Annotated in this window: 13 protein-coding genes; 10 read left to right on the top strand and 3 right to left on the bottom strand. The window is 57.6% G+C overall.

Translation table 11 applies throughout. The features are described 5' to 3' along the window. Window positions 1-515: 515 nt before the first annotated feature. Window positions 516-1,967, bottom strand: coding sequence for a pyruvate kinase (gene pyk, locus IEV54_RS08535; RefSeq protein ID WP_150278684.1), 1,452 nt, complete (start codon window positions 1,965-1,967; stop codon window positions 516-518). Window positions 1,968-2,095: 128 nt separating this feature from the next. Between pyk and edd the strand changes: the two genes are divergently transcribed. Genes edd through IEV54_RS08520 form a run of 3 tightly spaced genes read left to right on the top strand, consistent with a single transcriptional unit; the run spans window position 2,096 to window position 5,301 of the window. Beyond that, window positions 2,096-3,931 carry a phosphogluconate dehydratase gene (gene edd, locus IEV54_RS08530; protein ID WP_150278683.1) on the top strand — a complete coding sequence of 612 codons (1,836 nt, stop codon included), beginning with the start codon at window positions 2,096-2,098 and terminating at the stop codon, window positions 3,929-3,931. Beyond that, window positions 3,928-4,635, top strand: a complete 708-nt coding sequence (pgl, locus tag IEV54_RS08525) for a 6-phosphogluconolactonase (protein WP_150278682.1) — start codon at window positions 3,928-3,930, stop codon at window positions 4,633-4,635. Before edd ends, pgl begins: the two co-directional genes overlap by 4 nt. Before the next feature lie 24 nt (window positions 4,636-4,659). Further along, window positions 4,660-5,301, top strand: coding sequence for a bifunctional 4-hydroxy-2-oxoglutarate aldolase/2-dehydro-3-deoxy-phosphogluconate aldolase (locus tag IEV54_RS08520; RefSeq protein WP_150278681.1), 642 nt, complete (start codon window positions 4,660-4,662; stop codon window positions 5,299-5,301). A 37-nt stretch (window positions 5,302-5,338) separates the two neighbouring features. On the opposite strand, the gene IEV54_RS08515 is transcribed toward IEV54_RS08520, so the two are convergent. Beyond that, window positions 5,339-6,277 carry a universal stress protein gene (locus tag IEV54_RS08515; RefSeq protein ID WP_150278680.1) on the bottom strand — a complete coding sequence of 313 codons (939 nt, stop codon included), beginning with the start codon at window positions 6,275-6,277 and terminating at the stop codon, window positions 5,339-5,341. A 224-nt stretch (window positions 6,278-6,501) separates the two neighbouring features. On the opposite strand from IEV54_RS08515, the gene IEV54_RS08510 reads away from it, so the two are divergent. The 4 genes from IEV54_RS08510 (at window position 6,502) to sbcB (ending at window position 9,274) form a co-directional block, all read left to right on the top strand. Further along, on the top strand, window positions 6,502-6,864 hold the full coding sequence (locus tag IEV54_RS08510) for a tetratricopeptide repeat protein (RefSeq protein ID WP_150278679.1): 363 nt from the start codon (window positions 6,502-6,504) through the stop codon (window positions 6,862-6,864). Between the two features lie 98 nt (window positions 6,865-6,962). Continuing rightward, window positions 6,963-7,388 carry a DUF4124 domain-containing protein gene (locus tag IEV54_RS08505; protein WP_150278678.1) on the top strand — a complete coding sequence of 142 codons (426 nt, stop codon included), beginning with the start codon at window positions 6,963-6,965 and terminating at the stop codon, window positions 7,386-7,388. Between the two features lies 1 nt (window position 7,389). After that, window positions 7,390-7,776 (top strand): PilZ domain-containing protein, encoded by a 387-nt coding sequence (locus IEV54_RS08500; protein ID WP_150278677.1) that lies wholly within the window; start codon window positions 7,390-7,392, stop codon window positions 7,774-7,776. Window positions 7,777-7,825: 49 nt separating this feature from the next. Then, complete coding sequence (gene sbcB, locus IEV54_RS08495) at window positions 7,826-9,274, top strand: exodeoxyribonuclease I (protein WP_150278676.1); 1,449 nt, start codon at window positions 7,826-7,828, stop codon at window positions 9,272-9,274. Window positions 9,275-9,367: 93 nt separating this feature from the next. Here sbcB and mvaT read toward each other — a convergent pair whose 3' ends face one another. Then, window positions 9,368-9,739, bottom strand: coding sequence for a histone-like nucleoid-structuring protein MvaT (mvaT, locus tag IEV54_RS08490; protein WP_150278675.1), 372 nt, complete (start codon window positions 9,737-9,739; stop codon window positions 9,368-9,370). Between the two features lie 231 nt (window positions 9,740-9,970). Between mvaT and purU the strand changes: the two genes are divergently transcribed. The 3 genes from purU to IEV54_RS08475 all read left to right on the top strand — a co-directional run bounded on the left by purU (window position 9,971) and on the right by IEV54_RS08475 (window position 13,177). Then, window positions 9,971-10,822, top strand: coding sequence for a formyltetrahydrofolate deformylase (gene purU / locus IEV54_RS08485; RefSeq protein WP_150278674.1), 852 nt, complete (start codon window positions 9,971-9,973; stop codon window positions 10,820-10,822). Between the two features lie 55 nt (window positions 10,823-10,877). Then, window positions 10,878-11,294, top strand: coding sequence for a CBS domain-containing protein (locus IEV54_RS08480; RefSeq protein ID WP_150278673.1), 417 nt, complete (start codon window positions 10,878-10,880; stop codon window positions 11,292-11,294). A gap of 257 nt (window positions 11,295-11,551) precedes the next feature. After that, window positions 11,552-13,177 carry a methyl-accepting chemotaxis protein gene (locus IEV54_RS08475; RefSeq protein WP_150278671.1) on the top strand — a complete coding sequence of 542 codons (1,626 nt, stop codon included), beginning with the start codon at window positions 11,552-11,554 and terminating at the stop codon, window positions 13,175-13,177. Window positions 13,178-13,225 lie beyond the last annotated feature (48 nt).

Below are 13,225 nucleotides of genomic sequence, written 5' to 3'. Positions count from 1 at the left end.
GTGATGCGGGGTTTGCTGTCCCAAATCAAAAGCCAAATCTTCAGGCCGGTCTCTCTGTTTTTCGGTTTTGCTCGCAGATAGTTTCGGAGCTGTTGGCAGGGCAGACGCAGGGCGAGAGGACTAAGCCGACCGTCGCTGGCAGGGATGCCAGCGTCGAGCTTATAGGGGTGAGGCAAGCGTTTGCGAAGCATGCTTCGCGCGTAGCCGAACGATAGTGATCTGTGATAGCTGGCCGGGCCCGCTTGCGGGGACTTGCAGCGTGTCGGCGTGGACTTTCGGCCTGGGGCTGGCTGGCTCGATTGTTCAGAATCATCTGCGGGATGCTCGGAGTAATGAAGCTCCCAGCCTGCCAGGGTTCCGAAAGCCGCCGTGAATCCATCCATGGAGGCTTGTCAGAAACGTCCCTGTTTCAGACACTTTCTCCACCCCGCCAGTCTGTGCGCTCAACCAGCGTCGGAGTGATGTGGAGTTTGCTGTCCCAGGTCAAAAGCTAAATCCCTATAAGGAATTTTTGCTTACACCAGCCGCTCGCCTACTTTTAACAGTTTCATCGAGTTGGTACCGCCGCGGGAGTTGTAGACATCGCCTTTGGTGAGGATGACCCAATCGCCGGCGGCGACGTGGCCCAGGTCCAGTAGTCGGCTGACGGCCCGTTGGTTGACGTCGCTTGAGGGCATGTCGGCCGGGTTGAAAGTGATGCCCTGTACGCCGCGCATCAATGCAACGCGGCCGAGTGTGGCGCTGTTGGGGGAGAGGGCGAAGATGGGCAGGTGCGAGCGAATGCGCGACATGATTAGCGGGGTGTAGCCGCTTTCGGTCAGGGTGATTATAGCGGTGACGCCCGGGAAGTGATTGCCCGCATACATGGCGGCGAGAGCGATGGTTTCGTCGCAGCGTTCAAAATCCTGGCCCATGCGGTGGCCTGATTGTTGGCTGATGGCTTGTCTTTCAGCGCCGCGGCATACCCTGTCCATGGCCTTGACTGCTTCAACCGGGTAGGAGCCTGCTGCGGTTTCTGCTGATAGCATTACAGCGTCGGTGTAATCGAGTGCTGCATTGGCAACATCAGAGACCTCTGCACGGGTAGGCATGGGGCTGCTGATCATGGATTCCATCATCTGGGTAGCGGTGATTACGGCCTTGTTCTGCTTACGTGCGCGGCTGATGATGAGTTTCTGAATACCCACCAGTTCGGCATCGCCTATCTCTACGCCCAGATCACCGCGGGCTACCATCACCGCATCGCTGGCCTTGATCAGACCGTCCAGGGCTTCCTCGTCGGCGACCGCTTCGGCCCGTTCGATCTTGGCCACCAGCCAGGCCTGGGATTCGGAATCCTTGAGGAGCTTGCGGGCCAGGTGCATGTCTGCGGCATCCCGGGGAAAGGAGACGGCTACGTATTCCATATCGAGTTCTGCGGCAAGGGTGATGTCGACACGGTCCTTGTCGGTCAGGGCGGCTGCCGAGAGACCGCCGCCCCTTCGGTTAATGCCCTTGTGGTTGGACAGCGGACCGCCGATGGTAACCGTACAGCGCACCTCGTCCTTGCCTACACTGTCGACCCGCAGGACGACCCTGCCGTCATCAAGCAGCAGTTCATCACCGGCACGGCAGTCTGTGACCAGATCGGGATAGTCGATGCCCACCACGTCCGTGTTGCCCTCATCCAGCGGATGGCTGATCGAAAGCCGGAAGTTGTCCCCTTTTTCAAGACTGATCTTGCCATCGGTAAAGCGTGCGATGCGGATCTTGGGGCCCTGCAGATCGCCCAATAACGCAACGTGAACGTCTTTTTCCCGGGCAATTTCGCGGACCAGTCTGGCGCGCTCACGATGTTCGTCTGCGGTGCCGTGGGAGAAGTTCATGCGGGCGACGTTCATGCCGGCATCAATCAATGCAGCAATACATTCACGGCTACTGCTGGCAGGTCCCAGGGTGGCGACGATCTTGGTGCGACGCAGGGTCATGGTATTTCCCTATTCAAAGCGGTGGTCTATGGTCTCTATTCGGGCACTACAATAGAACATATGCGGTTACCATGACAGACTGAAGTCGTGGTCTGGCGGCTTTGTAATGCTTGATTCAGGGGGATGACATGCACCCGGTTGTGCTTGAAGTGACAGAAAGACTGCGCCAGCGCAGCCAATCCACCCGCCGGGCTTATCTGCGACAGATGGCCGAGGCCGGAGCATTACCGCGTGGTCGGCGCAAACTGTCCTGCGGCAACCTCGCTCATGGCATGGCGGCCTGTGGCCCGACTGACAAGGACCGGCTACGCATGATGGATGAGGTCAATGTGGCGATCGTCACAGCCTATAACGACATGCTCTCGGCCCATCAACCCTACGAAAGCTTTCCCGAGCAGATCCGCCAGGCGTTACGCGCTTACGGCGCAACCGGGCAGGTGGCCGGCGGGGTGCCGGCGATGTGTGATGGCGTGACCCAGGGCGAGCCAGGCATGGAGCTGTCACTGGCCAGTCGGGATGTGATTGCGATGGGGACTGCCATTGCGCTCTCGCACAATATGTTTGACGCCGCCCTGTGCCTTGGGGTGTGCGACAAGATTGTGCCGGGCCAGCTGATGGGAGCGCTGCGCTTTGGCCACCTACCCGTGGTGTTCGTGCCTGCAGGACCGATGACGTCGGGGATTCCCAATTCCGAGAAAGCGGCTGTTCGCCAGAAATATGCTGAAGGCAAGGCGACGCGCGATGAGCTGCTGGAGGTTGAAAGTGGCTCGTACCATGGCCCGGGTACCTGCACTTTTTACGGGACGGCCAATACCAACCAGATCTTGCTTGAGGCCATGGGGTTGCAGTTACCGGGTGCTTCCTTCGTGCACCCGGGCACGCCACTGCGTAATTCCCTTACAGTGCATGCGGCCGAGCGTGCAGCGAAGCTTGCCCGAGAGGGGCAGGGAAGTCTGGCGTCGATTCTGGATGAAAAAGCATTGATCAATGCGCTGGTTCTGCTGCTCGCCACGGGTGGTTCGACCAATCTGACATTGCATCTGGTGGCCATCGGACAGTGTGCTGGTCTGCAACTGCGCTGGGAAGATATGTCAGCGCTGTCTGAGATTGTGCCGACGCTGGCGCGCATTTACCCCAACGGCAAGGCAGATATCAACCAGTTCCAGGCGGCGGGAGGCACTGCTTTTCTGTTCGCTCAACTGCTGGATGCCGGTTTGCTTCATGAGGATGTCGAGACTGTTGCCGGCCACGGCTTGCGCCTGTACACCAGTGAACCGGTATTCGAACAGGGCGAGCTGGTGTGGCGTGAAGGGCCGAGTGACAGTCTGGATGCCGGGATCCTGAGGGGGACAGCTGATCCGTTTCTTGTCGATGGCGGATTGCGGTTGATCGATGGCGGCCTGGGTCGCGGGATTATAAAGGTGTCAGCTGTCGCCCCGGAACACCGCAAGGTCAGTGCTCCCTGCCGGATATTCACCAACCAGGAGGCCTTGATGGAGGCGTTCGAGGCTGGGGAGCTGGAGCGGGATCTGGTGGCAGTGGTGCGTTTTCAAGGGCCGGCTGCCAATGGGATGCCTGAGCTGCACAAGCTGACTCCTTATCTTGGTGTGCTCCAGGATCGCGGCTTCAAGGTGGCGCTGGTGACCGACGGACGAATGTCTGGCGCCTCCGGCAAGGTGCCGGCGGCTATCCATGTGTGCCCTGAAGCAGCCGCGGGTGGGCCTCTGTCGCGACTGCGCGATGGTGACATGGTGAGCCTGGATGCGGATACCGGTCGGCTTGAAGTTGCAGTTGCGCCGAGCGCCTGGCTCGCCCGTGAACCGGCAGTGCATGATGAGCCCGTGCGCAGAGGCTGGGGGCGAGAGCTGTTTGCATTCATGCGCGGTGCGGCGAGTCCGGCGGAGCAGGGTGCCAGTTGCTTTACTGCCAGTTTGCGTGAAGCAGATGGAGTACCTGAACGTTGAGCCTTCAGACCCTTGCCGCCGAGCGCGGCCTGCAGCTGACTGTAGCCAGTAACCCGCAATCCATGGCATGGACGCTGTCCAGACATATCGCTGATGCCTTGGCTGATGCGATTGGGCAGCGCGGGATCGCGCGCCTGGCCGTGTCTGGGGGGCGCAGTCCCGAAGCCTTTTTGCGCTGCCTGGATGAGCAGCCCGTGGACTGGGCCCAGGTGGCCATTACGCTGGTGGACGAGCGCTGGGTGCCGGAGAGCGACGCAGCCAGCAATGCCGGAATGCTGCGGCGCTGCATGCCCAGCGCTTTGGCAAAGGCTACCTGGTTGCCTCTGTTTCGCGGCGCCTCTCCAAGCCTGGATGCATCCCTTGTGGAGCAGGCCATTGCCCCCTGGCTTCCCCTAGATGTGGTGGTGCTGGGGATGGGCAATGATGGTCACTGCGCTTCGTTGTTCCCGGGGCAGGACAATCTTGAAAAGCTGTTGAGCACCGGCGGTAAGGTCCTTTGCGCCCCCTCGCAGGCCCCGGATCTTTCCCCGCGTATTACACTTACCGGTGCGGTGCTGCGCACGGCGCGGTTGCAACTGCTGGCAATCTCGGGAGAGGATAAAAACGCCACGCTGTGCAGGGCGTTTTCAGCGCCGACTGAGCAGATGCCGGTAGCGGCATTTCTCACCCCGCCGCTACAGGTTTTTTACAGTAGCGATTATTGAGACTACAAGGCTGACGGGAAGCTTATGAGCCTGATCGACAATACACAGACTCTGGATACCTTGTTTGCGCATTCGCGCCTGCTTCCGGTTATCAATATCGAGTGCATGCAGGATGTGCTGCCCTTGATCGATGCCCTGGCTGCTGGAGGTATCAATAACGTCGAAATTACTCTGCGAACCCCACTCGGGTTGCCGGCTATTGAACTGCTGCGCCGCGAGCGCCCTGCGATAGGCGTCGGCGCTGGTACGGTAATGGACGCCATGCAGTTCCACGCGGTGGTTGACGCCGGCGCCCAGTTTATCGTCACGCCGGGCTGCACCGACGAACTACTTCAGTTGGGTATGGAGAGTCCAGTGCCTTTACTTCCGGGTGTAGCCACGGCCTCGGAGGTATTGTCGGGCTATCGATTGGGCTATCGGCGCTTCAAGCTGTTTCCTGCGCAGGCTTGCGGCGGGATACCCCTGCTCGAGGCCTTTGCCGGGCCTTTTGGTGATGTGCGTTTCTGCCCCACGGGTGGCATTACCCTGGCCAGTGCAACGGCCTACCTCGCACTGGAGAATGTACTGTGCGTGGGCGGCACCTGGATGGCACCGCGCACACTGATTGGTCAGGGCGACTGGTCTGCCATACGTCAGTTGGCTGAACAGTCCGCCGCGCTACACTGATCGTCCGCAGAGGCCGATCAATGATGCGATCAACCACCTAGTCGGTCGGTTTGCTCGGATCCACAAAACCCTCTGGCTTGACTATCAGTATGTCGCAAGGGCACTCGTCCAGCAGTCGTTCGGCGGTATGACCAATCAGGGCAGCATCCAGGCGCGAGCGCGAGACTGCGCCCATGATCAACAGATTGATTCCCTGCTTTTCGACAAACTCCGGAATGGCTTCCTCTGGATAACCCGACAATAAATGCCGCGAGCTTTCGGCCACATCATTGCGGTCGGCCAATTGGCCAAAGGCCCCGGCATGGCGTTTGCGCACGTCATCAGCGTAGGAGTCGTAGTCAACAACGATACTTGCATCAAAGACCATTGTGCGTGGCAGCGGGTTGAAGCAATGCACCAGATGCATCCGGCCTTTAACGCTTTCTGACAGGGAGCGGGCGGTGGCGATGAGTTTCAGGTCCAGAGCGGCAGGCTTGTCCGCCTCATGCAGTGGATCAACGCTGGCGCAGATGTCGTCCAGCGGATCATCCGCCCGCTTGACCAGCCACAGCGGTACTTCGCAATGACGGATCAATTGCCAGTCGGTATTGGTTAGCAGCAACCGCTTCAGCGGATTGTGATGGTGGGTGGTTTTCAGTACCAGATCCGGTTGGAGTTCCTGTACTACACGCAATATGTGACGATCCAGACGCTTGCCCCAGACGGCCTGCACGTCAACGCTATGGCCGGCCTGACGGAGCGGGCGGGCGAGCTTCTCCAGACGATCTTCATGGTGCTTGAGCAGTGATTCCCTGGCCTTTTCAAGGCCGCGGGTGTCGAACAGGATGCCGCCGTCCAGCGCCGCGTTGTAATCACAGAGAAAAAGCGTAAAGCGCGCCTGGGGAAAATGGCGCGCCAATGCTTGCGCACGCCTCAGATCTGGTTGCTCGTTTTCGCTCGTGGGGTCGATTACCACCAGCATATGCCTGATGTTCATGCGTTTGCTCCTCTGTGTGCAGGACGCCCGATAGCCGAAATATCCTCCTCCAAGGCTAGATCAAAAATGCAAGTGCTAACAATGATACAGATCAAGATTCGGAGCTGGGCACCGACAGCTATGCCACTTAGTCTGCTTCTGACTTTTCGCATTAAAGTGTTCTGGGCGGTCAAGTAATGCATTCCCGGGCCGATAGCAAAATATCCGAACCTATGGGCGCAAATATGAAATTCCTCTTACCCACAGTCCTTTTCGCCACCCTGGCCGGTTGTGCCTCGCAGGGCCACGACGCGGATATTGATAATGCCTACCGGGCCTATCAGCAGGATGACTGCGGTGCGGTAATGCTGCATCTCTCCAGCGCCGAGCGCCGCAGCCGATTCCGCCCTCACCAGGATCAGCCGGAAGTCTCTCTCCTGCGCGGCTTGTGTCTCGAGAGGCAGCTGTTGTATCTCGATGCGGCGCAGATTTATCGGTATCTGCAGCGGCATTATCCGCACAGCGAATACAGCTACCGCGCTGGCGCAAGGCTGGAAACGCTGCGGCTTCTGGGGCACTACGACGCCGAGCTGAAACTCAAACCCTGATTGCCATGCGCGCAGAGCCAGTTTTCCCTTGGCCGGAACTGGGATATTCTCGTGTCTCTGGCGGCCTCAGCGTCGCTTCCCCTGATCATGGATGAAATATGCGGACTCTCATCTTGTTGGCTTGGCTTGGGCTCACCTGTACCGTAGCTCAAGCTGAAATATATCGCTGGACTGACGCCCAGGGCCGGGTCCATTTCGGAGAGCGGCCGCAGCAGGGTTCGCAGCGGGTCGAGGTCAAGCCGCAGATCATAGAGCGGGACGAGCAGGTCCGTGAGCGCGAGGCAAACATGCAGCGGTTGCAGCAAGTACGTAGTGAGGAACGTGCTATCGAACGCAAGGAGCAGGTGCAGCAACAAGCGCGTCAGCAGGCCTACTGTGATCGGTTGAACAGTGAATTGGCACGTTACGACAAGCGCATCTACTGGTATGAGGAAGACAGCACCGGTAAAAAGGTTGAGGTAAGTCCGAAACGTGTTGAGGAGCAGAAAATGCAGTTGCAGGCGTTGAAGAGAGAGCGTTGCTGATATGCGACACCCCGTCCCGGGCGCTGACCAGCACCAGGAGCAGCGCCGCATTGAAAGGCACCTGCTGAGTAGCTATCTGCGAGTCTACAATCGCCATTCCGGAAGACCCATGGGCTATCTGGGCAATATATCGCGTCAGGGCATGATGCTTATCAGTGACCTGCCGATCATGCTCGGTAGCTTCTACGAACTTCAACTCAGACTTCCGGGCGTGAATGGGGCACCCGAGCCCCTGGACTTTACCGCCCTGAGCCATTGGTGCCGCCCGGACGATAACCCGGGTCACTATGACAGCGGCTTCAGCATAGTGCATAACCAGCAGGCTTTCGCCGGTCTGGCCATCTCCCTGGAACAGTATTTCCGCTTCCAGCACCCTGTGGATGCCTGAAGCGCGGCATTGGGGTACGCTGCCATTTTGAAAAGGTTGGGGCAGCGGTATGAGCAAGACATTCTACTGGTACGACTTTGAAGCCACCGGCATTGATCCACGGCGAGACAGACCTCTGCAGGTTGCCGGTGTGCGCACCGACGAAGAGCTCAACGAGGTCGGTGAACCGCTATGCATCGACTGCCGTCTTGCTCCGGACACGCTGCCCCACCCCATGGCCTGCCTGATCACCGGGATCGGTCCGGAACGTGCCCTTGCCGGCCTGCCAGAGCCTGAGTTCATTCATTTGCTGCATGAACAGATGATGGTGCCAGGCACCTGCAGTGTGGGTTACAACAACCTGCGCTACGACGATGAGATGACGCGCTTCACGCTCTATCGCAATTTCCACGATCCCTATGCGCGTGAATGGCAGGGCGGCAACAGTCGCTGGGACTTGCTGGATGGATTGCGTGCGGCCCATGCCCTGCGCCCTGAGGGGATCGTCTGGCCTCAACAGGAGGGATTCACCAGTTTGCGCCTGGAACTCCTGACTGCGGCCAATGGCATAGACCACGGTCAGGCCCACGATGCCTTGGCTGATGTGCGCGCAACCATTGCCATGGCCAGATGTCTGCGCGCAGCACAACCAAGGCTGTTCGATTACCTGTTGGGTCTGCGTAGCAAACATCAGGTCACGGCCATGATTGACCTGCAGAAAACCCGGCCCCTGGTGCATGTTTCTGGTCGCTTCGGGCGTGAGCGCCAGGGTCTGGGCCTGGTGTTGCCGCTTGCCTGGCATCCGCAGAACAAGAATGCGCTGATCGTTTACGATCTGGCGAGTGATCCCGACCTGCCTGCCGATCTCACTGCTGAGCAGCTGCGTGAGCGCCTCTATCAGCGTCGGGAAGATCTGGCCGAAGGAGCGTCGCGCCCAGGGCTGAAACTCGTACATATCAACAAATGCCCTTTCCTTGCAGACCTCAAGGTGCTTCGTGCGCAGGATATCGACAGACTGGGACTGGACATGCCAGAGCTCTTGCACAATGCCGAGCGTCTTGCCCGCTGGCGTATCAATGGCCAGGAAAAACTCCATGCGGTGTACCAGTCACAAGGCCCTCTCAGTTCGTTTTCCGATGATGCCGAGGCGCAGCTCTACGATGGCTTTATCAGCGATGCCGATCGACGTCTGCTGGCAATGATCCGTGAAGCGGACGGCCCCATGCTGGCGGCGACTCAATGGCCCCTGCGTGATCAGCGGCTGGCTGATATGCTGCCGCGCTATCGCGCGCGCAACTTCCCGGAGAGTCTGGCGCCTGCCGAGAAAGAACAGTGGGACGAATATTGCCGCAAACGTCTGGGTGGTGAGTCCCCGGGTGCCTCCCTGACCCTGCCTGATTTCTTGCTGGCAATGGACGAGGCCCTACTGGGGAAGGAGGGTGCAGAAGTGGATCTCTTGCAGCGCTGGCGAGCCTATGCACTGCAGTGGGGTGCTTCGCTAGGCCTTGTCGCCAAATGAAAAAACCATAAAAAACCCCGCATATTTGCGGGGTTTTGTTTGTCACGCAGAGCACTGGGTGTCAGAAAATCCGGGTGTGGATTTTCGCGCAGATCAACCCAGAATGGTGACCCAGGATTCGACAGTGTCACCGCCGTACTTCTCTTTCCACTCTTTCAGTACCTTGTGATTGCCACCTTTGGTCTCAATTACTTCGCCTGTGTGCGGATTCTTGTACTGCTTGACCTTGCGTGCCCTTTTGGTGCCGCCAGTCTTGCTGGTTTTGCCATTGGCAAGTTTGCTTTCAGGATCAAGAATCGCCACAACATCCTTCAATGACTTGTTATATTCAGCCATCAATGTGCGCAACTTTTCTTCAAACTCGATTTCCTGCTTGAGCTTCTTGTCGTTGGACAAGGAGTTCATGCGCTCGGTAAGTTCGCGGATGGTTTGCTGCAGATTACGAAATTCCTGTAATGCCGACATAAATGTGATCTCCGGGCTGGATTGAATTTTTAACACGCAGATAATAGGCCAGCCCTGTAGTTTATACAATCATCGCTTGCAACGGCGCTACTTTCTACTGCCGGAATATAAACTTTGGCAGCGCTGATTGTTGCAACTTGGCTGTGTTGCACACGCTATTATTCCGCGGGGGAAAGGGTAGAATAGCCGCTTTTAATCGCGAGCCATCAGGCCCGCTTTCGGAGTCGGGTTATGCGCACTTATCGTTTGGTCATTGCTTGTCCTGATCGGGTAGGAATCGTCGCCAAGGTCAGTAATGTTCTGGCTGCCTACAATGGCTGGATTACCGAAGCCAATCATCATTCGGATAATCTTTCCGGATGGTTTTTCATGCGTCATGAGATCAGGGCTGATTCACTGCCGTTTGATCTGGATGGACTGCGCACAGCTTTTGCACCCATTGCCAGGGAGTTTGCAATGGACTGGCATGTAAGTGACTCAGGGGTGCGAAAGAAAGTTGTGCTTATGGCCAGTCGCGAATCACACTGCCTTGCAGATTTGTTGCATCGCTGGCACAGCGACGAACTTGATTGCGACATTACCAGTGTTATTTCCAATCACGACGATTTGCGCAGCATGGTGGAGTGGCACGGAATACCCTTCCATCATGTGCCTGTCGATAGCCAGAACAAAGCTCCAGCTTTTGAGCGCGTGGCGGCTCTCGTGGAAGAACAACAGGCCGACTGCATCGTACTAGCACGTTACATGCAGATACTCCCGCCGCAACTCTGTCAGCAATATGCCAATCGGGTAATCAACATTCATCATAGTTTTTTGCCTTCATTCGTCGGGGCCCGTCCTTACCATCAGGCGGCGCAGCGAGGAGTGAAACTGATCGGCGCGACCTGTCATTACGTGACAGATGAACTCGACGCCGGCCCGATCATCGAGCAGGACGTGGTGCGCATTACCCATCGACATAACGCCGACGATATGGTCAGGCTGGGAAAAGACGTGGAAAAAATGGTGCTTTCCCGTGGTTTGCGCTATCACTTGGAGGACAGGGTGCTGGTACATGACAACAAGACTGTTGTCTTCGGCTAACGCCCCGAGGCCCGGTGGTAGTTCACGCCGGCACTGACGCAGACAAGGAGTTTCCATGCTGAAAATCGTTAAGGTTCACCAATACATGACTGCCGACCTGGTCTGTTTTGCAGCCGACACTGATCTGGCAAAGGCTATTGATCAGTTATTGCAGCACCGTATCTCCGGGGCTCCAGTCGTGGATGAACGCAAGCAGCTGGTTGGTATCCTGTCTGAGGGCGATTGCCTGAAGGGCGTACTGACTGGCGCCTACTTTGAAGAGGCCGCGGTGAGGGTTGGAGACGTCATGTGCCGAACGGTCGACACTGTGGACGTTGAGGCTGACATCGTTTCGGTTGCAGAGCGTTTTGTCCAGACCGGACGTCGCCGGTTTCCGGTGATAGATGGCGGCAAGCTGGTGGGCCAGATTAGCCGGCGCGATATTCTGCGTGCGGTGAAGCATTTCAATGATCATGGGGCGCCGAAAACATGATCCCGGTGGGTTTTGAAGTCGAAAACGACGATTCCGATGAGCTTGACCCGCTCTCCCGGGGCGCGGCTGCTCCGCCACCAGTCATCGGCGGTGGTTGCCTTGCCCGGTTCGACCCATTGAGCCTGAACGAGGATTGCGGTGCAGACTTTGGTCCCCAGCAAAAAAACATGTTTTTTTAATCAAGGTTTTGCTTGAGCAGCCGTTAGACCATTCAAGCGCTATTCCCGGCGCATCTGAATAATAACGGGTGGATTTGCATAAATCTTAGAAACGTCTCTATTGCTGCCAGACTCGTCAGCGGGTTTTCCGTCATCGCTTTGCTGGTTGTACTGCTGGGCACCCTGGCAATGCGTGAGATGGGTGATATGCGCGATCAGGCCCGGAACGTGGAGACTCTCTGGGTACCTAATATTCTCTCCGTTTCAGGCTTCGGACAAGACCTGCTGCGCATACGCAGTTTCACTCTACTGATGTTGGTCGAAGAGAGCCCCTCTGTTCGCGAGGCGGTGGAGAACCGGATTCTGGGGTTGATTGCCGAAATGAAGCAGTCGGAAACCAACTTTGCCAGCCGAGAGAGCACCCCGGAGAATAAGCGGGCCTTTGACGCTTACGTGGTGCAACGGGAAGCCTTCATGGCTGTCCAGTCACAGGTCGCAAAGCTGGCGCTGCAAGGTCAGACAGATGAAGCAAGGGTGCTGGTCAACTCGCGTTTGAACCCACTGGCCGATTCACTCGTACAAACGCTCCTGGATCTTGAGAACGCCTTGCGTGAGGGGGTCGCGCAAGCCAGCGAGGAGTCTCGCGCCAGTCACGCCAGTGCTCAACAGGTGGTGGTTATTTTCATTCTTGCTGCCGCACTGTTAACCGTGCTTCTCGCCTGGTGGCTGACTCGCAGCATCGTAGTGCCCATACGGGAGGCGGTCGATATCACCGAGGTGGTGGCATCGGGTGACCTGACCAGGGATTTCAAGGTGACCGGCAAGGACGAGCCCGCTCGTCTGTTGCGTGCGCTGAGCGCCATGCAGAATCAACTGCGCGAAACCATTCGGGGTATCGGCAATTCGTCAACGCAGTTGGCATCAGCGGCTGAGGAACTGAACGCGGTCACCGAGGACGCCACTCGCGGTTTGCAACGCCAGAACGACGAGATCCAGCAGGCAGCCACCGCAGTCAACGAAATGAGTACTGCGGTAGATGAAGTTGCCAGCAATGCGGTGTCAACTTCGGAACAGTCCAGAACCACCAGCGATACGGCAGCCGAGGGTCAGCAACAGGTAGCGCGCACGGTGACCAGCATCGACAAGCTGACCTCGACCATCGAATCCACCTCCACTGAAGTGCAGGAGCTGGCTGACAAGGCACAGAATATCAGTCGGGTTCTGGATGTTATTCGCGCAATTGCCGAGCAAACCAACCTGCTGGCACTGAACGCAGCCATCGAGGCGGCTCGTGCTGGCGAGCAGGGCCGCGGTTTTGCAGTGGTGGCAGATGAAGTCCGAGCCCTGGCGCACCGCACTCAGCAATCGACCAAAGAAATTGAAGATATGATAGGTACCATGCAACAGGGCACCGAAAAATCAGTGGAGGCGATGAATATCAGCCGCACCATGGCGAATGCGACTCTTGAGCAGGCGAATGCGGCCGGTGATGCGCTGAAGCAGATTACTGCGGCCATTTTCCAGATCAACGAGCGCAATATGGTCATAGCCAGTGCCGCCGAAGAGCAGGCTCAGGTTTCCCGTGAGGTGGATAGGAATCTGGTCAATATTCGCGACCTGTCGACCCAGTCCGCCGCAGGTGCCGAGCAGACCAGCAGTTCCAGTCGAGAGTTATCGCGCCTGGCAGTGGAAATGAACGATCTGGTTAATCGGTTCCAAGTCTGAGTTCATAGGAACACAGATACCCAGCCATAAAAAACCACACCCTTTGGT

The sequence above is a fragment of the Halopseudomonas salina genome, from assembly GCF_014637955.1.
Lineage (GTDB): Bacteria > Pseudomonadota > Gammaproteobacteria > Pseudomonadales > Pseudomonadaceae > Halopseudomonas > Halopseudomonas salina.
The sequence above is the reverse complement of the archived record's forward strand: the minus strand, read 5'-3'. Positions and strand labels throughout refer to the sequence as shown.